This is a genomic window from Massilia litorea (assembly GCF_015101885.1).
Classification (GTDB): domain Bacteria; phylum Pseudomonadota; class Gammaproteobacteria; order Burkholderiales; family Burkholderiaceae_D; genus Telluria; species Telluria litorea.
In genome coordinates this window covers 1,495,666-1,519,728 of record NZ_CP062941.1, presented here as the reverse complement: position 1 = coordinate 1,519,728, position 24,063 = coordinate 1,495,666, and the positions used below count along the sequence as shown (strand labels likewise).

Sequence of the window (24,063 nt, the reverse complement as noted above, 5' to 3'; positions counted from 1 at the left end):
TCATTCCTTGTTTCAATGACACACATTGACAGGCGTGCACCATTCAAGCCCGCCAATGCACCAAATACGAGCAAGACGACGAAGTAGTACATGCACTGCGACAGTAGGCGTTCAACGGCCCGCCAGGGCCCGCATGTCCAGGAGACGGATTTTGAACCATAAAAAAGAGAGCAATTACATGAACCAATCGAAGCAGTTCGTGCTGTCCACGGTCGCACTGGCCGTGCTGACCCTGGTTAGCCAGGCCCAGGCCGCCGGCCAGGCTACGCCTCAAGAAGGCAGCAATGCCGCAGTCACCCAGGAAATCCAGCAAGTCGTCGTCACCGGTACCGCCTCGGCTTCCGGCACCCGCAGGATCGACACCTCCTTCTCCATCACCACCGCCAATGAAGAGCAGCTGAAAGCGGCTTCGCCAAGCAGCACCGCCGACGTGTTGAAACTGGTGCCGGGCGTGTACGCAGAAGCGACCGGCGGCCAGTCGGGCGCCAACGTCGAAGTGCGCGGCTTCCCGTCGGGTTCGGACTCGCCCTTCGTCTCGGTCCAGCTGAACGGCAATCCTATCTATCCGGTGCCGGTGCTGTCCTTCTTCGAGGGCACCTCGGCCTTCCGCCTCGACGACACGATCGAGCGCGTGGAAGTGCTGCGCGGCGGCCCGAGCACGATCTATTCGGTCGGCCAGCCTGGCGCGACGATGAACTTCATCCTGAAAAAGGGTGATGACGTGCCTGAGCGCACGATCCGCCTGACCACCGGCACCGGCAACCTGCGCCGCGGCGACGTTTTTGTTGGCGGCAAGCTCGCCGACGGCTGGTACGGCACCGTGGGCGGCTTCTACCGCCAGGGCCACGGCGTGCGCGATCCGCAGTTCAAGGCGGACGACGGTGGCCAGCTGACCGCGACCATCACCCGCAAGTTGGAGGGCGGTGAAGTCACGGCCTACGTGCGCGCCACCAACGAAAAGAACGCGTTTTATACCGGCGTGCCGCTCATTTCGAGCAACAACGGCCGCACCATCAGCGAATTCCCTGGCTTCGATCCGCTCACCGGCACCCTGATGAGCAACGAAATGCGTCACTTCACGATTGACGCCGCGCCCGGCAAAACGCTCGAGCGCGACCTGGCCGACGGCCGCGGCATGAAGGCCGCCGTCTGGGGCGTGGACTACGAGCAGAAGATCAACGGCTGGGACGTTTCGAATAAAGCGAATTATTTCGACGGCGACCTGAACACGATCTCGATGTTCACCGGCGACAACCCGCAGACGGCGGCCACCTACCTGGCCGCCGCCAACACCAAGTACAACCCGACCGCGGCAAGCAGCTCCGGCAGCATGACCTATGTGAATGGCGGCGGCGCCGTCGATCCAAACCAGCAAGTGGTGCAGGCCGGCCTGTGGTCGGTCGAAAAGCAGCTGCGCTCGTTCACCGATGAACTGCGTGTCAGCCGCGAAGTCTTCCCCGGCCATACGCTCACCGTCGGTGGCTACTACGCCAACTACAAGTCGGACGACGAGTGGTACCTGGGTAACGCCCACCTGATGACGGCCACGCCGAACGCGCGCCTGATCAACGCCAGCCTGACCAACGGCACCATCGTCTCGCAAGGCGGCAAGAGCGGCAACGTCTTCTACGCGCCGGTCGCCAACTACAAGGGCAACAACGTCGCCCTGTTCCTGGCCGACGAATGGAAGATCAGCGACAACCTGCGCGTCGACGCCGGCCTGCGCCGCGAGCGCCAGAGCCTGGAAGGGTCGATCTCGAACCTGGCCGCGGGCGACACCGACAACAATCCGCTGACCGTCTACAACAACGGCACCTCGATCCCGACCGGCAGCTTTACCCGCCTGGAACGCGACGACAGCGCCACCTCCTTCACCGTCGGCGGCCTGTACAAGCTGAACAAGGATGCCAGCGTGTTCGCCCGTGCCAACACCGGCCACACCTTCATCTACTTCGACGACCTGCGCAATGCCGGCACCCAGGCGGCCGTCAACGACCGCAACGGCGTGCCGAACCCGAAGGTGAAGCAGTACGAACTGGGCTTCAAAACGGCGAACTCGCTGTACAGCGCTTACATCAACGCGTTCTACACCGAATTCACCGGCATTTCGTTCCAGCAGATTACGACCGATGCGGTCCTGAACTCGGTCAGCGGTTCGCGCGGCCATGGCGTCGAATTCGAGCTGGCGCTGCGTCCTGTTAAAAACCTGCAGCTGACCCTGACCGGCGATTATCAAAAATCGAAGTACCGCGACAATCCGGCGATCACCGGCAACGAAGTGCAGCGCCAGCCGAACCTGCAGTTCCGCTTCTCGCCGAGCTACCGCATCCCGCTGGGCGACAACGCCGTCAAGTTGTACGGTACCTACACCTATGTTGGCGACCGCTGGGCCGACCAGGCAAACCTGTCCTACCTGCCGTCCTATAAAACGCTCGACATCGGCGCGCTGGCCAGCATTGGCGCGAACTGGGAAGTGCGCGTCGCGGCCACCAACCTCACCAACGAGCTGGGCCTCACCGAAGGCAATTCGCGCCTGACCGGCGCCCAGAGCAGCGGTCCGATCAATGCCCGTCCGATCTTCGGCCGTGCGGTGGAAGCCTCGCTCCTGTATCGCTTTTAATTAAATAACTTTCCCGTCAGACTTTGGGAGCGGCTTGCCGCTCCCTTTTTTTTGCGCGGCGCCTACAATGGAAGCGTCACCCATCCACGGAGCCCCGCATGCCGATCAAGCCGGAAGAACTTGCCGCCCTGATGCGCGAAGTCGAGCTGGAAGACCCGATCGATTTCGCCGATCTGCCCTTTGCGGAAGACGATTTACGAGCGCTGGTGGCGAACCACCTGTGCGAGATGGCGGCGGCCATGGAAAATTTCAGTACCGAAGACCGCCTGCTGACCCTGCTCGCGGTGTCCGCCAAGCTGGTCCTCGAAAACCTCGTCCTGCACGTCCAGCTGCTGCGCCGCCACGGCTTGCCCGTCAGCGAAAACGTCGAAGCCCTGCTCGGCCGCCTGCGCAAGACCGACGAGGATTGACAGGCAGTTCCAACAAGAAATCGTCTGCCTACAACGCCTGCCCGATTGTGCGGTAATTAATCTGTTCCTTGAGGTATTATTGTTGACTAGGAAACTTGTCGTCCGGCGTTTCCCGGCCGGCATCAGCACGTCAAATTGAGGAAGCCATGTCCCGTAACAAGATCAAATTCACCGCCGCTGTCGTCTCCGGTGCGCTCCTGCTTGCCGGCATGAGTGCCTGCAACCGTGACCAGTCGACCGCGAGCCTGCTGGCCGAGGCCAGGCAATACCAACAGAAGGGCGACCAGAAGGCCGCCCTGATCCAGCTGAAAAATGCCGTCGCGAAGAGCCCGGAAGACGCCGAGGCGCGCGTGCAGCTCGGGTCGCTGTACCTGGAAACGGGCGATGCCGTATCGGCCGAGAAGGAACTGCGCAAAGCAGCCAGCCTGGGCCTGGCCCCGGCGCGCAGCCTGCCGCTGCTGGGCCAGGCACTGCTGGCCCAGGGCAAATTCAAGGAAGTGCTGGCCGAGATCAAGCCGGAACTGGCCGCCAAGTCGGCGCCGCTGACGGCCCTGCGCGGCGACGCCCTGCTCGCCACCGGCGAAACCGACGCCGCCAAGGCGGCCTACGATGCGGCACTGGGCATCGACGGCGGCAGCGGCGCCGCGCTCATCGGCCTGGCGCGCCACGCCCTGCTGAAGAACGATACGGCGACGGCGCAGCGCTTCGCGGCCGACGCCATCGCCAAGGACGGCAAGAATCCGGAAGTCTGGATGTTCCAGGGCGGCCTGCTGCGCGGCCTGAACAAGCCCGACGCGGCGCTCTCCGCCTTCGACAAGGTGCTCGCCCTGCGTCCGCAAGACCGCAACGCGAACCTGGAGAAGGCGTATATCCGCATCAACCAGAAGAAGTATGCCGAAGCGCGTACCGAGCTCGAGGCGGCGCACAAGCTCGCACCAGGGAGCCTGCTCGTCACCTACGGCCAGGCCCTGCTCGACTACAGCGAAGGCAAGAACAAGGAAGCGCGCGAATCGCTGCAGCGCATCCTGAAAAGCGCGCCGAACCACATGCCGAGCGTGCTGCTGGCCGCCGCCGTCGAGCTGAACCTGGATTCGCCACAGTCGGCCCAGATGCACCTGCGCAAATACCTGGAAGTCGAGCCGAACAACGTGTATGCGCGCAAGCTGATGGCGCAGGCCATGCTGAAGAACGCCCAGCCGGCTGACGCCGCCTCCATGCTGGCGCCGGCCTTGAAGGACACGAGCGACCCGCAGCTGCTGGCCCTGGCCGGCGAGTCGTACATGCAGGCGCGCGATTTCGGCAAGGCCATCGCCTACCTCGAAAAAGCCTCCCAGCTCGCTCCCGAGGTCGCTGCGCTGCACACCTCGCTGGGCATGGCGCGCCTGCAGCAGGGCGATGCCGCCAAGGGCATTGCCGAACTGGAACGCGCCGCCGAGCTCGATCCGAAATCGGAGCGCGCACTGACGGCGCTGGTGCAGGCCGAACTCGGCCTGAAGCATTACGACAAGGCCGCCGCCGCGGCCGCCAAGCTCGAGACACTGAAACCGAACGATCCGCAGACCTATAACTTGAAGGCTACCGTGTTGCTCAGCAAGGGCGACGTCCCCGCTGCCCGCAGCGCCTTCGAGAAAGCCCTGCAAATCCAGCCAACCTTCTTCCCGGCCGCCACCAACCTGGCCAAGCTCGACATGATGGAGAAGAAGCCGGACGCCGCGCGCAAGCGTTTCGAGGCGATCCTGGAGAAGGACAAGAAGAACTTCGGCGCGATGGGTGCGCTGGCCGAACTGGCGATGCTGCAGAACCGTCCGGAAGAAGCCACGACCTGGCTGGAAAAGGCGCAAGCCGAAAATCCGGATGCGATCGCACCGGTGCTCAGGCTGGGCGGCCACTACCTGGCGACCAAGCAGGAAAAGAAGGCGCTGACGCTGGCCCGTAAATTCCAGGCCGCGCATCCGTCGAATCCCGAGCTGATGGACCTGCTCGGCCAGGCGCAGCTGGCAAACGACGACGGCCAGGGTGCGCTCGACAGCTACAGCAAGCTGGTCAACATCGTGCCGAAATCGGCGCTGGCGCAAATGCGCCTGGCCGAGGCGCAGGGCAAGCTGAAGAACGATGCCGGCGCGGCCGAATCGCTCAAGCGCGCCAGCGCACTGCAGCCGAACCTGCTGCAGGCACGCGTGGCCCAGGTGGAAGTCGCCATGCGCCGCGGCCGTACCGACGAGGCGCTGGGCATGGTGCGCCAGCTGCAGCAGGACGTGCCCGGTTCCCCGGTCGGCTTCCTGATGGAAGGCGACCTGCAGCAGGCGCAGAAGAAGCCGGCGCTGGCCGTGGCGGCCTACGACAAGGCCTTCGCCATCACCAAGTCGAGCGCGGTCCTGCTGCGCAGCGCCCAGGCGCTGCGCCAGATGGGCAAGGAAGACGAAGCGAAGCAGCGCGTCAACGCCTGGGCCAAGGCACATCCGGACGACGTGCAGGTGGCAAACTACCTGGCCGAAGCGCACCTGGCGGCGAAGGAATACAAGCCTGCCGCGGCGCTACTGGAGCAGGTCGTCAAGCGCGCGCCGAACAATGGCGCGGCCCTGAACAACCTGGCCTATGCCTACCAGCAGCAGAAGGATCCGCGCGCGCTGGCCACCGCCGAGCAGGCGTACAAGGTCGCCGGCGACAACGCCTCGGTGATGGACACGCTGGGCTGGATGCTGGTGGAACAGGGGGACACGAAGCGCGGCCTGCCCTTGCTGCAAAAAGCAGCTGCCGGCGCGCCGGCTTTGCCGGAAATTCGCTATCACCTGGCGGTCGGCCTGAGTAAATCGGGCGACAAGGCCGGCGCACGCAAGGAACTCGAAACCCTGCTCGCGCAAAACAAGCCGTTCGCCCAGCTGGAGGAAGCCCGTTCGTTGCTAAAAACCTTATAACGGTCTATATTTCAGCTAAATAAAAAACCAACAGCGCCGCGCTTTTTGCCTGACTGGCAAAGCGCGGCCCCGGGCCAAAATAAAGGCGCCGCCCACTGCGGCGGCGCGCCAAAACCCAAGGTGTCTCACGATGACGAATCCCGACGAAGTCCAGGAACTGGACGAACGAACCCTCGAGTTTCTATCGAACGCTCATGTGTCAGAGGATCGCGATAATATAGCGAACTCAGAATTAGAGGATGTTATCGTGAACCAAGATTCATATGGAATCCGGCTTACCGATACGGCAAAAGGACGCAATTCGGCCAGTATGCTGGTCAACAAGATGTATGCTTGGCGCGGCTATGCTGGCACGCACCAGTTCAGCGACGATCCCAATCGCATCACGCTCACCGCCACGGACAAAGGCGAAGTGGTAGGCACCCTGACGCTCGGTATCGATTCGCCCATCGGCCTGATGGCCGACCAGATCTTCAAGGAAGAACTCGACGCGCACCGCGCGCGCGGGGCCAAGCTCTGTGAATTCACCAAGCTGGCCTTCGATCCGACCGTGCGTTCGAAAACCTCGCTCGCCAATCTGTTCCACCTGGCTGTCATTTACGCCCGCGATATCCACGATTGCACCGATATCGTTATCGAAGTCAATCCGCGTCACCGCCGCTTTTACGAGCATATGCTCGGGTTCAAGCGCGAAGGCGATTTGAAGGACAATCCGCGCGTGAATGCGCCGGCCTATCTGCTGCGTATCGAGCTGGCGTATGTCACCGAGCAGATTCAAAAGCACGGCGGCACCTTCAGCCAATCGGCCACCGAAGCGGCCACCGAACGCTCGTTCTATCCATATTTCTTCTCCCCGCGCGAAGAGCAGGGTATTATCAACCGCCTGCGCCGCATCGACGAACACCAGGCGGCGTAATCTGCCCGCTGGTTGCGGCCTGCCCCATTTTCGGGCAGCGCCATTGGATGCGCCGCCCGGGCGCTTCCTGTTTTTCGCCATCCCGACATTCACGTTGACCGCTTTACCTCTCCCACACATGACATCTCCTTTCCGCTATGAGCAGGCTTTTTCCCGAAATATTGGCTGGGTAACGCGTGAGGAGCAGGCGCAGCTGCGTACCAAACGGGTGGCGATCGCGGGCGGCGGCGGGGTCGGCGGCGTCCATGCACTGACCCTGGCGCGCCTGGGCGTGACCAAATTCCGGATCGCCGACTTCGACACCTTCGACGTGCCCAATTTTAATCGGCAAGTCGGCGCCATGGTCTCGACCCTGAACCAGCCGAAGGTCGAGGTGATCCGTCGCATGCTGCTCGACATCAACCCCGAATGCGAAGTCGAGATGTTCGACCAGGGCATCAACGACGCCAACCTGCACGCCTTCCTCGAAGGCGCCGACATGTACGTCGACGCGCTCGACTTCTTCGCCTTCGATATCCGCCAGAAAACCTTCGCCTTGTGCGCCCGGCTCGGCATCCCCGCCAGCACCGTGGCGCCGCTGGGCATGGGGGCAGCCTTGCTGAACTTCCTGCCGGGCCAGATGACCTTCGAGGAGTATTTCCAGTGGGGAGACTTGCCGGAAACGGACAAGGCCGTCCACTTCGTGGTCGGGCTGGCCCCGGCCGGCCTGCACCGCCCCTACCTGGTGGTGCCGGAAGCGGTGAACTTCGTCGAACGGCGCGGTCCCTCGACCATCATGGCCTGCCAGCTGTGCGCCGGCGTGATGGGCACCGAAGCCCTCAAAATCCTGCTGGGACGGGGACGCGTGCTGGCGGCCCCATGGGGCATCCAGTTCGACGCCTATCGCAACAAGCTGGTGCGTACCTGGCGGCCGGGCGGCAACCGTAATCCCCTGCACCGCCTGATGATCAAGATCGGCAAGAAGCAGCTGGCCAAGGACCTGGCCGCCGCGGGAGCGAGCGCATGAATGCAGACATCAAACCCGGCACGATCGAACAGATCCTCGAACTGGCGCGCTGGGCCCCCAGCGGCGACAACATGCAGACCTGGCGCTTCGAGATCGTCGCGCCCGATCACCTGGCCGTGCACGCCTACGACACGCGCGACCACTGCGTCTACGACCTCGACGGCCACCCGAGCCAGATCGCCTTCGGCACCCTGCTGGAGACGATTGCCATCGCCGCCAGCGGCCACGGCCTGCGTGCCGGGATCGAACGCCGCCCCGGGGGCCGCGAGACCCACCCCATCTTCGACGTGCGGTTCACCAAGGATGCGGCGATCGTGCGCGATCCGCTGATCGACGTGATCAACGTGCGCACCGTGCAGCGCCGGCCGATGAAGACGACGCCGCTGACCGCCGAACACAAGCGCCTGCTGGAAGCCACCGTGGCGCCGGCCTACTCCCTGACCTGGCTCGAGAGCCGGCCGCAGAAATGGCAGGCCGCCAAGCTGATGTTCAATAACGCCCGGCTGCGCCTGACGATGCCGGAAGCCTTCGAGACCCACCGCAGCATCATCGACTGGGACAACCGCACGCACAGCCCGGACAAGGTGCCGGCCGGCGCCCTGGGCGTCGACGCCATGACCCTGGTCCTGATGAAATGGGCGATGGTCAGCTGGCGCCGCATGAAGTCCGTCAACACGCTGATGGGCACCTGGGCGCCGCGCCTGCAGATGGACCTGGCCCCGGGCATGGCCTGCGCCGCCCACTTCGTGCTCAAGGCGAAATCCGCGCCGCAGTCGATCGACGACTACGTCGCCGCCGGCCGCGCGCTGCAGCGCTTCTGGCTGACCATGACGACCCTCGGGCTGTACATGCAGCCGGAAATGACGCCGCTGATCTTCTCGAAGTATGCGCGCGAAGGCACGCGTTTTACGGCGCAGGCGAAACTGACGGATGCGGCCAAGGCCTTGCAGCGCGAGACCGAAGCGCTGATCTTCAACGACGCCCTGTTCCCGGTCTACATGGGACGCCTCGGCTATGGCCCGGCACCGGCGGCGCGCTCGGTTCGCCGCCCCGTTTCCGAACTGATGAAGCGCTGACCAAGCTGGCCCGGCCACAAAAAAAAGCGGCGTCGACCCGAAGGTTGACGCCGCTTTTGCTTTCATTGCCCTAATTGGTCGATCTTGTTCTTGTTATCGCCAGCGCTTGCCCAGCAACTCGCGTTTTACGTAGTTTGCAACGGGAAAGAGCGGGCAAGCCCGCTCTCTCCTTGTACTACCTGACGCTCAGAGGGCTAATTAAGCCTTCTTGGCGCGCTTGCGGCTCACGACGCCAGCGCCCAGCATGGCGATGCCGAACAGGGCCAGCGAACCTGGCTCTGGCACTTCAGCCAGCTTGAACTGACCGTTGTTGCTGACAAAGAAGTTGCCTGGGGTGTTGGCATAGGCCTGGCCGTTGCAACCGTTGCCGGTGAAGTTGGCGTACTGGCAAGCGACTTCGTCCACCAGGATGTCGGTCGGGTTAGCGACGGTGTTGGCGTTGGTGAAGGCGAAGGCCATGATCGACTCGGTCGACAGGTCCTGGCCGTTTTCACGGAAGAAGTAGCCCGAATCCAGCGAACCCTGGTCAGCCTTGGCGAACACGGTGACTTGACCGTTGTTGGTTGGCGAACCGCTTGCATCGACGCGGCCGCCGCCGCCGGCCAGCACGGTGAACTCGGCGATCATGTTGCCCTGGTTGGCACCGTAGATACCAGCCGACGTGCCGTACTGGTTGGTCGCGTTCTGGTACATGCGGATGGTGCCGCCGCTGAAGCTGAAGGCGCCGCTGAAGTTACCGGTACCGGTCGCTTCGAAGGTTGCCGAGATGTTACCGCCTGGGTAGTTCACCGGGAACAGCTGGCTGTTGCTGTCAGCCTGGACGATGTTGAACACTGCGTGTTCCGAGAACGAGAAGCTGGAGCCACCGGTCGGGTTGATCTGGATGAAGGCGTTGCCGTTCACGTCCAGGTATTCGTTGATTTTTTGACCGCTGGCGTAGCCGCCACCGGTCGGGTTGAAGACCCAGTCGTTCAACACGGTAGCAGCGTTAGCGCCACCAGCGACAGTCATTGCAACAGCTGCGGCGCATGCCAGTTTCTTCAGAAATTTCATAATTTCAATCCTCGCTTAGTTGATAGGTTTGGGCAAACACACTCAACTATTAGCAAGCAGCGTGCCAGCTTGTTAATTCCCTTAATAATCAAGGATTTGTGGCTAAACCTTAGAGCGGGCTCAACCGCTGTGTAAAAAACCCCGACAGCATTTTTTCACAAAAAATTCTTGTAGGAATTATAATACTTTTGAGCACTCAAACTTGATCAGATTTAACATTTCCAGGCGACAAAAAAGCTTTATGGAAGAGATGGCGCGACAACATCAGCGGCGGCATGCGTAACCAGTTGCCGCGGATATACAACATGGCATCCGCCAGCGGCGTCAGGGCAGCGGCGCAGCTCGGATGCATCGGACGCAGGGCGCGCGCGAACAATCCGTCCATCAAGGCGAGCAAGGCGCGCCCCGGGCGCCCGCCGCCGGCCGTCTCCACGGTGGCGGCCGGCACGGGCGTGCCGAGCAGCTGTATACAGTAGCGCAACGCATAGAACAGCGGACGGGCCAGTTCGAGTTCGTGCGCACGCGTGGGCAACGCCGTCCAGAACCCGGGCTCGGTCGCGCCGAAATGGCACAGCAGCCGGTGCAGGTCGAACAGGTCGCGCAGGCCATGGTCGTACTCGCCCTCGTAGAACAGGTGGGTGGCGCTGTGCAGCACCATGTCGCAGGGCGCGAGCACGGACAGGCCAGGGGCGCCAGGAATGGCGCGCGCAGCGGCGCGCAGGCGGGCCGGGTCGGGGCGCACCGCCGCCGTCTCCGGCAGGATCGCATGGTGGACGTCGATCACGGTCGCGCGGCGCAGGTGCTGCAAGGGCGGCAGTTCGTGCATCCACTCGCGGTAATAGCGCTGGTCGTAGGCGTCGTGATGGTTCGACACCCAGCCGTGCAGCATCAGGCGGCTTTCGACCTCGTCGAGCCTGTCTTTCGGCACCAGGATGTCGATATCGGAAAACAGGCGCCCTGCCGCCGCCGGCAGCCCGGCCGCCACATAGGCCGTCCCCTTGAGCAGGATCAGCGGCAGGCCGGTGTCCTGCAGCGCGCGCCGCACCTGCTGCGTCTCGAAGCGTACCGCCTGGCCGTGGCGCTCCCACGCCCTGCGCTCCCAGCCCAGGCGGCGCTGTACGCGCTCCGGTAAGGTATGCAATATGCCGTGTTCTTCGGCCAGCAGGGCCAGCGTGGCGCCGAGGTCGGCGGAAACCGCCTGGCGCAGCAGCAGTTCCCAGGCCGGCGCGTCGAACGCCGCCATGGTCGGGGGGCTGCGCAGCACCCGGGTCAGCAGGGGCAAGGTATTCATCGGCGTCCGGCAAGCAGGCCTTCGAAGACGGCCATGGCGTCGTCGAGCGCGCCGTAGCTGAAATCGAAGGTGTGGGTGCCGTCGATCAGGCGCGCGGCCGTGTCGAACCCGGCGCCGCCCAGCAGGCTGTAATTGAATGCGTTCTCGGCCAGGCGCAGGTGGGCGCGCGCCTGCGCCACCGGCACCAGTTCGGCCGGCGCGCCCTGCTTCCATTGCGGGAACACGATCCAGGCCGGCGTGGCCGGTTCCAGGGCGCGCGCGACGCTCGCGCCGGGTGCGCACATGTGCGCCACGGTGCCTTTGACGGTATCGGCCACCGGGGGCGAGATGTGGGCCTCGGGCGCCCAGGCCCGGATCACGTCGATCGAGGCATTTTTGAGACTGACCGGACGCGGCACCGGGTCGATTTGACCATCGACCAGGCGCACCAGGGTCAGCTCGTCGGAAAGCAGGCGCCAGCCGCGCGCGACCAGCGCCGCGCACAGGGTGCTTTTACCGGAACCCGGCGGGGCCGGCAGGATCACGGCTGCGCCCTCCTTCTCGACCACCGCGGCGTGGATCACCAGCCAGGAGTGGGCGTGGCTCGATACGCACCAGTTCATCGCCCATTCGAACATCGGGTAGAGCTGGGCCAGCGGCAGCGGCTGGAAAGGCTCCATGCCGTCGTAGTGAAAATAGACCTGCGGCTTGATGAAGCGCCGCAGGCCGCGCGGGCGGCGCAGCAGCACGTTGAAATCGGCGGTCGTGTCTTCGTCCAGCACCGGATAGTCGGCGTACATGCGAGAAAGGGCGACGGCCAGCGCCGGCAGCGAACTGCGGATGCAGGCAATGAAGGGACCGGTCTGCAGGCGCAGGCCGGGACCACGCAGGCGGGCCGCCAGCGTGTGGCGGTCGAGTGCGCCGACGGTCAGCACGCGAGCGGTTCGACCAGGTGCAGCGCAGCCAGGTCGTCCAGCACATCGTGCAGCATCGCAGCGCCGTCGTGCGCATCGGCGTCGGGATCGAGCCCGAAGGCCGCGGCAAGCTGCACGACCGCCTGGGGAGCTGCCTGCAACTGCGCGAGCAAGGCCAGAGCAAACTCGTCGAGCAGGTGGGTATCGCCCGACAGGTCGTTATACAGCACGCACTCGCCGTCCCAGCAACGGTAGCGCAGGCGCTGGCCGGAGACCAGGCGCCAGGTCGGGGAAGCTGTCATGCGTGCAAAGCGGCGCCGTACTAGCGGAAGGTGCTCACAAGATAGGCAGCGATGTCTGCGCCGCCCCACTGCGCCATGCCGGCGCCGGGAGAGTAATAGCCTTTCGTGACGAACTGGGTCCAGATCTCGATGACCCTGTCCTCCGGTAACACGGTGGGGATACCGGCGTTGCGCGATGCGCGCGCATTCACCAGGGCGGCGACACACTGCATCGCCACATTGTTGCGGTCGATCGCCTTGATGGCCCGCGTCGGATCGATCACCTGCATCATCGTGACGTTGGCCAGTGCGACATAACTGCCGCTACAGATGAAAAAACTACTGAACTTGGCGCTCGAATCCATCCCGGCCGTGGTCTTCCATTCGTTCGGATGGGTTTTCCAGTAGCCGTGGGAACGGTTATAGCTGCATGACATCTGCGGCTTGGCGCTGGCGCCCGGCCTCATCGACATATAGCCGGAAGGCGAGTTGCACATCGTTTTGCTGAACGCGGCCATGCCGGGCTGGCTGTGCAGCGTCAGGATGACACCGGCGGCGCCCGCCCCGGCACGCGCAAAACGGCGGCGGGCAATCCCCTGCGGATCCAGCAGTGGCTGCGGCACGGCCTGCGTGTCCGAGATCGGAGTAGTTTTATCTTGAGTGTCCATGAGCACGTTTCCTAAGTCTTAGAAAGTATGCCATACACATTTGTTCAACGGCATATATTCCTACACAAGCAAAATACGGACCACAGACCGATAAGTTGACTAATTGCAACATCGAATCAAGCACTTAGCCCGGTAGCCTCGACTTTTACCCAAAACGACAACGGCGCCCGCAGGCGCCGTTGTAAGAAAAGCCGACAGTCAACTGGCTTAGAAGAAGCTTTCCGGGATCACCAGGATGTCGCCCGGGCGCATCGGCATATTCGCCGAAATGTCGCCGTCCTTGATCAGGTCGTCGAGGCGCACATTCAGCTTGCGCTGCTTGCCGTCGACGGTGCGGATGATGCTGGCGCGGTTGCCCGAAGCGAATTCGGTGACGCCGCCGACGGCGATCAGGACATCCATCAGCGACATGTCGCGGCGGTAAGGCAGCGCTTGCGGCTTGGCGGCCTGGCCGATCACGCGGATCTGCTCGCCGTAGTTGCCGACGAAGCCGGTGACGACGACGGTGACGACCGGCTGCTGGATGAACTTGGCCAATGCCTTTTCGATGTCGCGCGCCAGTTCGGTCGAGGTTTTGCCGGCGGCCGGCAGGTCTTCGACCAGCGGGGTCGTGATCTTGCCGTCCGGACGAACCGGCACCGACATCGATACTTCCGGATTGCGCCAGACGATGATGTTGACGGCATCGCCCGGACCGATCAGGTAATCGGCCGGCGCGGCACCTGCCATCTCGGCTGCCGACGGCGCAGCCGGCTTGTTCCAGAACGCACAGCCGGACACGGCCATGGCGCAGGCGGCGGCCAGGGCCAGTTTCATCAGATTCGTCATGATCTTGCTCACGTCATTCCCCTTCACGACAGCAGCGACCGGCAAAGCCAGGCTGTTGTAATAGAAACATAAAATTGTTATTTAGCCATCAAACTGGGCATATTGTATCTTAATCATGCCTTAACGAAAGGCGTGCACGATTGAAATACTTCGTTTTCACTTCTGCCGCAACAACTCCTGCACATACTGGACCGGGACCGCATAGCTGATACCGCTCGGGCTGGTGATGGCGGTTTCCTTCAAGCCCTTGACGAACACCATATTAATCACACCCAGCACGGCGCCGCTCTCGGCATCATAGACCGGACTGCCGCTGTTGCCCGGGTAGGCCGTGCCGTCGAGTTGGAAAATTTTCACAGGATCGCGCTGCAGCTGGGCGATGGCACGGGCATCGAGGCGGCGCGAACTGAGCGACGGCATGACGATCGGCGTGATCGCCGACAGCGTCGCACGATGGGTCACGTGGTTCAGCCCGAGCACCATGCCGAGCGGGAACCCTGTAAACGCCAGCGCCTGCCCTTCAGCGGCGGCGCGCGAATCGCCCAGCGCCAGCGCCGGCAGCGGCGGACCGTCGACCAAGCGCAGGTGTGCCAGGTCGTGTTCGCGGTCGAGCGCCACCAGGCGCGCCGCGCGAAAACGGACATCCTGGCCGGCGCCGACCACGACACCGAGCTCCTCCATCTTGGAGGCGTCGAGGTTGCTTGGCACCACGTGGGCATTTGTGATAATGCTCATGCCGTCGGCGACGGCAAAACCGGTGCCGGAAAACACGACGGACGGGCTGCGCGTCTTCAGAAAACTGCCGACGCCGACCACGGAAGGTTTCACTGTAGCAATCGTGCGTACGAGGCTGTCGGCACGCGCCGGCCCCAGCGCCAACAGGGCCGCCAGCGCGGCACAGAGGCCCAGCGCACGGCGGCGCGCACGGGGCTTGATCATGTTGCATTCATTATTTCGAATAGGAATCAATCGTGCAGGCCCTTTTGCAAATTAAACATTACAATACAACAGCTTGATGTTACGCATGGGCGGTGTCCGGACTTCACGGTGACGCCCCCTGCTCCCCACCTCATTCTTGATGGTGTGCAACATTTTTCACTGTTGTTGTTTGTCGGTTGGCAATAATAACGCCGATGAGAGGACGCGACAGTGAATTTCGGCATTGCAGTCAGGAATTTGTGTTGTATCGGGTACTAAGACTGAACCTTTATTAGCGCGATTTTCCGGGACGCAATTGCAATTGCACAAACTACAAGCGATGATGCGTGTTCTTTTGTGATTATTTATGCCCGGCCCCGTGCCGGGCGGACATGGCGAGACTGAGATGGCAGAAATAACAGCCCTTATCCTGAATTTCCTCAAAGCCCTCGGTAAATACCGTTGGCACGCAGTGAGCATCGCCTGGCTGGTCGCCTTGATCGGCTGGGCGATCGTGCTCAAGTTGCCGAACCAGTACGAAACCTCGGCCCGCGTCTACGTCGACACCCAGAGCATCCTGAAACCGCTGCTGCAAGGCATGACGACGCTGCCGAACCTCGACCAGCAGGTGATGTTCATGCGCCAGACGCTGATCAGCCGTCCGAACATCGAAAAGGTCATGCGCGACACCGACCTCGACGTGAAAGCGACGAGCAGCGCCGAGAAGGAAAAAATGATCGACGAGCTGATGACCAAGATCAAGATCGCCGGCACCGAGCGCGACGACATCTATACCATCAGTTATACCTCGACCGATGCCAAGCTGGGCAAGGACGTCGTGCAGTCGCTGCTGACCATCTTCGTGGAAGGCAGCTTCGGCGGCAAGAAGCAGGACTCCGACAAGGCGGTCCAGTTCATCGACGACCAGATCAAGGGTTACGAAACGAAGCTGGCCGCCGCCGAGAACGCGCTGAAGGAATTCAAGCTCAAGAACATGGGCCTGCTGCCGCGCGAAGGCGGCGACTGGAGCGCCCGCGTGGCCGCCGCCAACGATGCGCTGAGCCAGGCGCGCCTCGAGCTGGCCGAAGCGGAGCAGTCGCGCAACGCCATCCGTCGCCGCATGAGCGGCGGTGGCGGCACTGCCGAAGGCGGCAGCGGCGGCATGGTCGATCCGGAAACCGAAAGCCGCCTGGCGGCCGCCCAGAAGAACCTGGACACCCTGCGCCTGCAATACACTGAAGAACACCCGGACATCATCGCCACCAAGCGCCTGGTCGAGCAGCTGCAGGCGCGCAAGAAGGAAGAGATGAAGAAGGGCCGTCCCGATCCGTCGGTGGCCGCCAGCCCGATGATGCAGCAGCTGAGCGTCTCGCTGTCGGATGCCGAATCGCGCGTCGCCGCCCTGCGCGCCCGCGTCGGCGAATACCAGGCCCGCGTCACGACCCTGCGCAACCAGAGCCAGACGGCGCCGGAAGTCGAGGCCCAGCTGGTCCAGCTGAACCGCGACTACACGGTCAACCGCGAGAATTACCAGCAACTGCTGCAGCGCCGCGAACAGGCCAAGCTGTCCGGCGACCTGTCCTCGGCCACCGACATGCTGACCTTCCGCGTGGTCGAGCCGCCGCTGGCCGCGACCAAGCCGAGCGGCCCGAACCGCATCGCGCTGTTCTCCGGCGTGTTCGTTTTTGCCCTGGTGGCGGGACTGGTCGGCGCCTTCATGATGAGCCAGGTGCGGCCGACCTTCCTCAGCCACGCCGCGCTGCGTGAAGTGACCGGCGTGCCGGTACTGGGATCGATCAACATGCACTGGACCGACAGCCAGAAGGTGCTGCGCAAGCGCCGCCTGCTCGGTGTCGGCGTCGCAGTACTGCTGCTGATCGTCGCCTACGCCGTCGGCGTGGCGACGATGCTGGCGCGCGCCAGCGCCTGACGGACAATATTAGGAGCGAATGTGAGCATTATCGAAAAAGCGGCCAGCCGCATTGACCACACCCGCGCACCGGCGCCGGCCCCCACCGTCGTCGAACACGACGGCCAGCCCATCGTGCTCGAACCGCAGGGCCTGGCGCCCGCGGCCGAAGCCGCGCCGCCCGCGGTCGAGCCGACCCCGGCCGCCGCGCCGGCGCCACGCGTCGAAACGCCGCGGGTTGAAACGCCGGGCGTCGCTACGCCGCGCGTTGACAAGCCGGGCGTTGCCGCGCCGCGCAAGGTGGCCCCGAAGCCGGGCGTGCGCAAGGTCGACCTGGACCTGGTGCGCATGCGCGAAGCCGGCATGGTCACCGCCGCCAGCGGCCGTACCAACCTGCTGGAAGACTTCCGCGTCATCAAGCGCCCGCTGCTCAAGCAAGCCTTCAGCGAAGGCACGCCGGGCCGCCCGAACAACCTGATCATGATCACCAGCTCGCTGCCGGGCGAAGGCAAGACCTATTGCGCGATCAATCTGGCCATGAGCATCGCGATGGAACTCGACCACACGGTGCTGCTGGTCGACGCCGACGTCGCCCGCCCATCGGTGCTGCGCACCCTCGGCCTGCCGGCCCAGCGCGGCCTGATGGACATCCTGGTCGACGACAAGCTCGACCTGTCGGACGTCATGCTGCGCACCAACGTCGACACCCTGAGCATCCTGCCGGCCGGCACCAGCACGCCGCGCGCGACCGAGCTGCTGGCCAGTTCGACGATGAGCGCATTGGTCAACGAGATCGCCAACCGCTATCCGGACCGCATCGTCATTTTCGACTCGCCGCCGCTGCTGCTCACGAGCGAAGCGCGCGTGCTGGCCGGTCACATGGGCCAGATCGTGGTGGTGGTCGAAGCCCAGGGCACGACCCAGCACGCGGTCAAGGAAGCGCTGCGCCAGCTGGAAGGCTGCAGCAACGTCAATCTCATCTATAACAAGGCGCGGGACATCCCGGGGATCGAAGAGACGTATGACTATCACTACGGCTAAACGCATCGCTGCACGCGTTCCGCGCCTGGCGCCGCTGGCCGCGGCGCTGCTGGTGGCGTTGCCGGCCCAGGCCCAGTGGAATGTCACGCCTTCGCTCACGCTGGGTGAAACCTACAGCGACAACCCGGGCCTGAACAGCGATGCCAACAAGCGCGGCCAGTTCATTACCGAAGTCACGCCCGCCATCCGGGTGGACGGCCGCAATTCGCGCATCCAGTTCCATGCCAACGCACGCGCCTCGTCCTTCAATTACAGCGACAGCAGGCCTGCCAACGCGCGCCGCAGCGGCGTCGAGTACGATGCCGGCGGCACCGTCAAGGTGATCGACGAATTCATGTATGTCGATGCGCGGGCGAATGGCGGTACGCGCCCGGTGTCGGCCTTCGGCCCGGACAATACCTTCAACCGCTATACGGACGAAAACCAGACCAAGCTGTCCAACTGGAGCATCAGTCCCTACCTGGTCCGGCGCTTCGGCAACTTCGCCGCGGCGACGCTGCGCTACACCCACGACAGCGTGAACGCCGACGAGACGCGCTTCGGCAGCAGCGAGTCCGACGGCGTCAGCTTCAACCTGGCCAGCGGACGTGCCTGGCGCGACCTGGGCTGGAACCTGCGCTATGCGCGCCAGGAAGTGGCGAACAAGCGCTTCGGCGATTCGTCCTCGGAAAATGCGCTGCTCGGCCTGAGCTACCGCCTGCAGCGCACCTTGAGCCTGACGGCCAGCGCCGGCTATGACGTCTACGACTACGGCGACTTCGGCGGACGCACCTCCGGGGCCAGCTGGTCGGCCGGCTTCGCCTGGCGCCCGACCGTGCGTACCGCCATCGAGATGTCGGTGGGCCGCCACTTCCTGGGCAACACCGGCTCCCTGCTGGCCACGCACCGCAGCCGCCACACGGTCTGGCGGGCGAGCTATTCCGACGCCGTCACGAGTACGCGCCAGGAGTACACGCAGGGCCAGCAGATCGATACCGCGGCCCTGCTCGACAGCCTGTTTGCCGTATCGATTCCCGACCCGGTCGCGCGCCGCCAGGCGGTGCTGGACTACATCCAGCTGGCCGGCCTGCCCGCGACCCAGGGCGAACGAGTCAATTACCTGACCAATCGCTACTTCCGCCAGAAGCTGGCGCAAGCCTCGGTCGCGTACAACATGCGCCAGCATGGTGCGGTAATGACACTGTTCGCGAATGAGCGTGTCGCGCTATCCTCGGGCGCGGCCGACAGCGAACTGCTGGGCAACCAGCTGTTCTCGCTCAACGACAACGTGCGCCAGTTCGGCGCCAGTGCCGCCTACAGCTACCGCGTCAACGCGCGCACCAGCGCCAACGCGACGCTGAGCACGTCGCGCACCCGCTCCCTGACCACCGACATCGAATCGGACCAGCAGGCCGTGCGCCTCGGCCTGACGCGCCGCTTCAGCCGCAATCTGTCCGGCACCGCCGAACTGCGCCACCTGCGCGGCAACCGCGGCTTTGGCTCGGATTACAAAGAAAACGCCATCAGCGCCACCTTAACGGCCCTGTTCTAAAGCGGAGAGACACGATGTACGAACCGTATTATGGATTGACCGCCAAGCCCTTCCAGCTGCGCCCCGATCCCCACTTTTTCTTCGGCAGCAAGGGCCACAAACGCGCCATGGCCTATCTCGAATACGGCCTGTCGCAAGGTGAAGGCTTCATTGTCGTCACCGGCGAAGTCGGTGCCGGCAAGACCACGCTGGTGCGCAACCTGTTCAACAAGCTGCCCTCGGACCAGATCGTCGCGGCCCACATCGTCAACACCCACCTCGATCCGGACGACACGCTGCGCATGGTGGTCTCGGGCTTCGGCCTGCCGTATGAAGGCGCGAGCAAGACCGACCTGCTCACCCGGCTGGAACAGTTCCTGCACACGGTCGACCGCCAGGGCAAACGCGCCCTGCTCGTCATCGACGAAGCGCAGAACCTGAACCCGAAGACGGTTGAAGAGCTGCGCATGCTGTCGAACTTCCAGACCGACGACAAGTCGCTGCTGCAGACCTTCCTGCTGGGCCAGCCCGAGTTCCGCGGCACCCTGCACAGCCCGAGCATGCAGCAGCTGCGCCAGCGCGTCATCGCCAGCTACCACCTGGGCCCGATGGATGCGCCGGAAACGCGCGCCTATATCGAGCACCGCCTGCACACGGTCGGCTGGAACGGCGACCCGAGCTTCGACGACGCCGCCCACGCGGCCATCTTCGCCTACACCGGCGGCATCCCGCGCAAGACCAATACCCTGCTCGACCGCGTGCTCCTGATGGGCTACCTGGAAGAACTGCACCATTTTACGGAAGCGCATATCCAGACCGTGATCGCCGACGTCAGCGAGGAATTCGAGCTGCCGGAAGCGATGCGCCCGCCAGCCGCGGACATCGGCGGCGAACTGCTCGACAGCGGCCTGGGCGGCATGCAGGATCGCCGCGACAGCGTCGACATGCTCGACGAGCGCATGATGCGCCTCGAAAAATCGATCGTCTCGGTCCTGTCGATCCTGAAAAAAATCGTCGCCACGCCGCAAAACGGCGTGCCCGCGAACCAACACGTGGATACCCCCGAATGAAGATGCAGACCCCCGCAGCCCGGCCGCAACGCCAGCCGGGCGAGCGCATCAAGAATGCGATGACCTGCGACGTCGAGGATTACTTCCAGGTCTCGGCCTTCGCGCCCTACATCAGCCGCGACAGCTGGCCGACGCGCGAATGCCGCGTCGAAGCCAATGTCGAACGGATCCTGGCGCTGTTCGAACAAAACGACGTCAAAGGCACGTTCTTCACGCTCGGCTGGATCGCCGAACGCTATCCGCAGATGGTGCGCCGCATTGTCGATGCCGGCCACGAACTGGCCAGCCACGGCTACGGCCACCTGCGCGCCTCGGACCAGAGCCGCGCCGAGTTCGACAACGACATCCGCAGCGCGAAAGCCCTGCTGGAAGACATCGGCGGCCAGCAGGTGATCGGCTACCGCGCCCCGAGTTTTTCGATCGGCGAAGGCAACCTGTGGGCCCTGGAGGCGCTGACCGAAGCCGGCTACCGCTACAGCTCGAGCATCTACCCGATCGCCCACGACCACTACGGCATGCCGGACGCGCCGCGCTTCGCCTTTTATCCGAACGGCCCGGACGGCCTGCTGGAGATCCCGATCACCACGGCCATGCTGGGCAAGCGCAAGCTGCCGGCCGGCGGCGGCGGCTATTTCCGCCTGCTGCCGTATGCGCTGTCGCGCTGGATGGTGAAACGCGTAAATGAGTTGGACAACGAGCCGGCCCTGTTCTACTTCCACCCGTGGGAAGTCGACCCGGGCCAGCCGCGCCCGGAAGGACTCGGCGCCAAGGCGCGCTTTCGCCACTACATCAACATCGAGCGCATGGAAGGGCGCATTGCCGCCCTCGCCCGCGATTTCGCGTGGGACCGGATGGACCGCATTTTCCTGAGCAAGCCATGAATTCGATCATCGAGGGCGCGCTGCAGCGGCAGTCCGCCGCTGCCTTCGAGGCGGCCAAGCCCGACCTGCTGTTGCTGGTGCACCGCATCCCCTACCCGCCGAACAAGGGCGACAAGATCCGCTCGTACAACCTGCTGAAGCACCTGGCGACGAAATACAAGGTGCACCTGGCTACTTTTGTGGACGACGCCGACGACTGGCAGCACGTGCCGACGGTCGAGGCGCTGTGCGCCAGCAGCCATTTCGTGAAGCTCGATCCGCTGCAGGGCAAGCTGCGCAGCGCAAAGGCGCTGGCGATGGGCAAATCGCTGTCGCTGGAATATTACCGCGACGCCGGGATGAAGCGCTGGGTTGCGCGCACGATGCGCGAGCGCGGCATCGCGCGCGTGATGACCTTCTGCTCGGTGATGGCCCAGTATGCGGAAGACTTCCCGGCCGCGCGCCGCGTGATCGACTTCTGCGACATCGACTCCGACAAATGGCGCCAGTACGCCGAAAAGAAGAAGTGGCCGATGAGCTGGGTGTATGCCCACGAAGCGCGCAGCCTGCTCGACTACGAGCGCAAGGTCGCCGGCGAATTCGACGCTTCCCTGTTCGTCTCGGCGCCGGAAGCGGAGCTGTTCCGCACCCTGGCGCCGGAGAGCGGCGCCAAGATCGGCCACTTCAGCAACGGCGTCGACACCGAGTATTTCAGCCCGCTGCGCGCCTACGACAATCCGTATGCCGCCGGCGAACAGGCACTGGTGTTCACCGGTGCGATGGACTACTGGCCGAACGTCGACGCCGTCAAATGGTTCGCCGAACACGTGCTGCCGCGCGTGCGCGCCTCGGTACCGAACGCACGGTTTTATATCGTCGGCTCGCGCCCTGCGCCGGAAGTGCTGGCGCTGGCCAACGAAGCCATCGTCGTCACCGGCACCGTGCCTGACGTGCGCCCCTACCTTGCCCATTGCGTGGCCGCGGTGGCACCGCTGCGCATTGCGCGCGGCATCCAGAACAAGGTGCTCGAGGCGATGGCGATGGGCCGTCCGGTGGTCGCATCGCAGCAGGCCTTCGAGGGCATCGAGGCCGCGCCCGGCCGCGAACTGATCGTGGCCGACACGCCGGAGGAGCATGCCGACAGCGTGATTGCTCTGCTGCGTACTCCCGACACGGCCATGGGCCAGGCCGCGCGCGCCAGCGTCGAGCGCCGCTACAGCTGGGCCGCCCACCTGTCCCCGATCGAGACGAGGTTCGAATGCTGATGAACGACCAGCCGGCCCTGGCCGGCGCCGCGTCGCCCCGCCTGTCGGTACCGCGGATCGCGATCCTCGTCGCCGCCCTGCTGGCGCTGCTGGTGCTGTACCGCGGCACCGTCGCCTCGATGGTCTCGGTCTGGAACAGCTCGGAGACCTTCGCCCACGGCTACGCCATCCTGCCGATCAGCCTGTGGCTGATCTGGCGCCGGCGCGAGGTGTTTACGCGCATCCCGGCTGCCCCGTGCTGGCCGGCGCTGGGCCTGCTCGCCCTGTGCGGCGGCGCCTGGCTGCTGGCGCGCGCAGGCGAGGTGCAGGTCGTGATGCAATATGCCTTCGTCGCCATGATCCCGGCCCTGGCGCTGGCGGTCCTTGGCCGGCGCCTGGCCGGCGCGCTGGCCTTCCCGCTGCTGTTCCTGCTGTTCGCGGTGCCCTTCGGCGAAGTCTTCGTGCCGCCCCTGATTAATTTTACGGCCGACTTCACGGTCGCCGCGGTGCGCGCCACCGGCATCCCGGTGCTGCGCAACGGCACCATGTTCGAACTCCCGACCGGCAACTGGTCGGTGGTCGAAGCCTGCAGCGGTGTGCGCTACCTGATCTCCTCGATCACCCTGGGCTGCCTGTACGCCTACCTGAGCTACCGTTCGACCGCGCGCCGCATCCTGTTCATCGCTTTGTCGGTGGTGGTGCCGGTCATTGCCAACGGCCTGCGTGCCTACATGATCGTCATGATCGGCCACACCAGCGACATGGCCCTCGCGACAGGGGTCGACCACTTGATCTACGGCTGGCTGTTCTTCGGCCTGGTCATGTTCATCATGTTCTGGATCGGCAGCTACTGGCGCGAAGAAGACGTGGCGCCCGCAACGGCCGGCGCTGCCGTCGAGGCACCGGCCGCCCTGCCGGCCCGTCCGCTGACCGCCGTGGCGGTCGCCGCGCTGCTGGTCTGCGCACTGTGGCCGGCGCTGGGCGCGGTCAGCGACAAGGCGGCCCACAATCCGGCGCCGGTGCGCCTCGACGGCACGCGCCTGGCGGGCACGCCGGCCGGCGTCCCCGCCTGGAGCCCGGAATTCCTGGCACCCGACGCCACCCTCGCGGGACGCTACACGGCGGCCGGCGTGCCGGTCGATCTGACCCTGCTGTACTACCGCAACCAGGGGCCGGACAAGCGCCTGATCAGCTCCGTCAACCGGGTCGACAACCGCAAGGCCAGATTCCAGCATGTCAGCTCGGAGGGCCGGCTCGAAACCATCCGCGGAGAGAAACTGGCGCTGCGCGAGACGCGCGTAAAAGGCCCGGACGGCAACTACCTGGTCTGGCACTGGACCTGGATCGACGGACAATTCATCGCCAACGACTACCTCGGCAAGCTGCGTCAGGCGCAGGCGAAACTGATGATGCGCGGCGACGACGGCGCCGCGATCATGGTCGCGACCCCGGTCGGCGACGATCCGGACACCGCGCGCGCCGCGCTGCGCGCTTTCCTGGACGCGAACCTGGCACCATTGCAGGCAACGCTCGAGGCGGCACGGGAACATTAAT

20 protein-coding genes are annotated in these 24,063 nt (G+C 64.3%); 13 read left to right on the top strand and 7 right to left on the bottom strand.

Annotated elements, in window-relative coordinates; genetic code table 11:
• Window positions 1–178 precede the first annotated feature (178 nt).
• From LPB04_RS06735 to LPB04_RS06710, 6 genes are all read left to right on the top strand, one after another.
• Complete coding sequence (locus tag LPB04_RS06735; protein WP_193687958.1) at window positions 179–2,620, top strand: TonB-dependent receptor; 2,442 nt, start codon at window positions 179–181, stop codon at window positions 2,618–2,620.
• A 98-nt stretch (window positions 2,621–2,718) separates the two neighbouring features.
• Window positions 2,719–3,030, top strand: a complete 312-nt coding sequence (locus LPB04_RS06730) for a hypothetical protein (protein WP_193687957.1) — start codon at window positions 2,719–2,721, stop codon at window positions 3,028–3,030.
• A 146-nt stretch (window positions 3,031–3,176) separates the two neighbouring features.
• Window positions 3,177–5,945, top strand: a complete 2,769-nt coding sequence (gene prsT / locus LPB04_RS06725; protein WP_193687956.1) for an XrtA/PEP-CTERM system TPR-repeat protein PrsT — start codon at window positions 3,177–3,179, stop codon at window positions 5,943–5,945.
• A gap of 130 nt (window positions 5,946–6,075) precedes the next feature.
• On the top strand, window positions 6,076–6,861 hold the full coding sequence (locus LPB04_RS06720) for an N-acyl amino acid synthase FeeM domain-containing protein (protein ID WP_227496641.1): 786 nt from the start codon (window positions 6,076–6,078) through the stop codon (window positions 6,859–6,861).
• 118 nt (window positions 6,862–6,979) lie between these two features.
• Window positions 6,980–7,867 carry a ThiF family adenylyltransferase gene (locus tag LPB04_RS06715; protein WP_193687955.1) on the top strand — a complete coding sequence of 296 codons (888 nt, stop codon included), beginning with the start codon at window positions 6,980–6,982 and terminating at the stop codon, window positions 7,865–7,867.
• Entirely contained in the window at window positions 7,864–8,943 is a 1,080-nt protein-coding gene (locus tag LPB04_RS06710; protein WP_193687954.1) for a nitroreductase family protein, read from the top strand. Before LPB04_RS06715 ends, LPB04_RS06710 begins: the two co-directional genes overlap by 4 nt.
• Window positions 8,944–9,141: 198 nt before the next feature.
• On the opposite strand, the gene pepA is transcribed toward LPB04_RS06710, so the two are convergent.
• From pepA to LPB04_RS06675, 7 genes are all read right to left on the bottom strand, one after another.
• Window positions 9,142–9,996, bottom strand: coding sequence for a flocculation-associated PEP-CTERM protein PepA (gene pepA / locus LPB04_RS06705; protein WP_227496640.1), 855 nt, complete (start codon window positions 9,994–9,996; stop codon window positions 9,142–9,144).
• A 196-nt stretch (window positions 9,997–10,192) separates the two neighbouring features.
• The gene (locus tag LPB04_RS06700; RefSeq protein ID WP_193687952.1) at window positions 10,193–11,287 is read right to left on the bottom strand and encodes a nucleotidyltransferase domain-containing protein; all 1,095 of its coding nucleotides are present in this window, start codon (window positions 11,285–11,287) and stop codon (window positions 10,193–10,195) included.
• Entirely contained in the window at window positions 11,284–12,201 is a 918-nt protein-coding gene (locus LPB04_RS06695; protein WP_193687951.1) for an HprK-related kinase A, read from the bottom strand. The genes LPB04_RS06700 and LPB04_RS06695 overlap by 4 nt, the downstream gene beginning before the upstream one ends.
• Window positions 12,195–12,482: an HPr-rel-A system PqqD family peptide chaperone gene (locus LPB04_RS06690; protein ID WP_193687950.1), complete on the bottom strand. Its 288-nt coding sequence runs from the start codon at window positions 12,480–12,482 to the stop codon at window positions 12,195–12,197. Before LPB04_RS06690 ends, LPB04_RS06695 begins: the two co-directional genes overlap by 7 nt.
• Before the next feature lie 20 nt (window positions 12,483–12,502).
• Window positions 12,503–13,129, bottom strand: a complete 627-nt coding sequence (locus LPB04_RS06685; protein ID WP_193687949.1) for a hypothetical protein — start codon at window positions 13,127–13,129, stop codon at window positions 12,503–12,505.
• A 207-nt stretch (window positions 13,130–13,336) separates the two neighbouring features.
• Complete coding sequence (locus tag LPB04_RS06680) at window positions 13,337–13,957, bottom strand: XrtA/PEP-CTERM system exopolysaccharide export protein (protein ID WP_407943895.1); 621 nt, start codon at window positions 13,955–13,957, stop codon at window positions 13,337–13,339.
• A 156-nt stretch (window positions 13,958–14,113) separates the two neighbouring features.
• On the bottom strand, window positions 14,114–14,896 hold the full coding sequence (locus LPB04_RS06675) for a S1 family peptidase (RefSeq protein ID WP_193687948.1): 783 nt from the start codon (window positions 14,894–14,896) through the stop codon (window positions 14,114–14,116).
• A gap of 385 nt (window positions 14,897–15,281) precedes the next feature.
• On the opposite strand from LPB04_RS06675, the gene LPB04_RS06670 reads away from it, so the two are divergent.
• From LPB04_RS06670 to xrtA, 7 genes are read left to right on the top strand one after another with little or no spacing between them, the layout of a single operon-like run.
• On the top strand, window positions 15,282–16,805 hold the full coding sequence (locus LPB04_RS06670; protein ID WP_193687947.1) for an XrtA system polysaccharide chain length determinant: 1,524 nt from the start codon (window positions 15,282–15,284) through the stop codon (window positions 16,803–16,805).
• Window positions 16,806–16,826: 21 nt separating this feature from the next.
• Entirely contained in the window at window positions 16,827–17,825 is a 999-nt protein-coding gene (locus tag LPB04_RS06665) for an XrtA-associated tyrosine autokinase (protein WP_193687946.1), read from the top strand.
• Complete coding sequence (locus tag LPB04_RS06660) at window positions 17,806–19,356, top strand: TIGR03016 family PEP-CTERM system-associated outer membrane protein (RefSeq protein ID WP_193687945.1); 1,551 nt, start codon at window positions 17,806–17,808, stop codon at window positions 19,354–19,356. Before LPB04_RS06665 ends, LPB04_RS06660 begins: the two co-directional genes overlap by 20 nt.
• 14 nt (window positions 19,357–19,370) lie before the next feature.
• Window positions 19,371–20,405 carry an XrtA/PEP-CTERM system-associated ATPase gene (locus LPB04_RS06655; RefSeq protein ID WP_193687944.1) on the top strand — a complete coding sequence of 345 codons (1,035 nt, stop codon included), beginning with the start codon at window positions 19,371–19,373 and terminating at the stop codon, window positions 20,403–20,405.
• A complete protein-coding gene (locus LPB04_RS06650) occupies window positions 20,402–21,286 on the top strand; it encodes an XrtA system polysaccharide deacetylase (protein ID WP_193687943.1) in 885 nt (294 codons plus the stop codon). The genes LPB04_RS06655 and LPB04_RS06650 overlap by 4 nt, the downstream gene beginning before the upstream one ends.
• Entirely contained in the window at window positions 21,283–22,530 is a 1,248-nt protein-coding gene (locus LPB04_RS06645; RefSeq protein ID WP_193687942.1) for a TIGR03087 family PEP-CTERM/XrtA system glycosyltransferase, read from the top strand. Before LPB04_RS06650 ends, LPB04_RS06645 begins: the two co-directional genes overlap by 4 nt.
• The gene (gene xrtA, locus LPB04_RS06640; protein ID WP_193687941.1) at window positions 22,524–24,062 is read left to right on the top strand and encodes an exosortase A; all 1,539 of its coding nucleotides are present in this window, start codon (window positions 22,524–22,526) and stop codon (window positions 24,060–24,062) included. The genes LPB04_RS06645 and xrtA overlap by 7 nt, the downstream gene beginning before the upstream one ends.
• Window position 24,063: the final 1 nt, after the last annotated feature.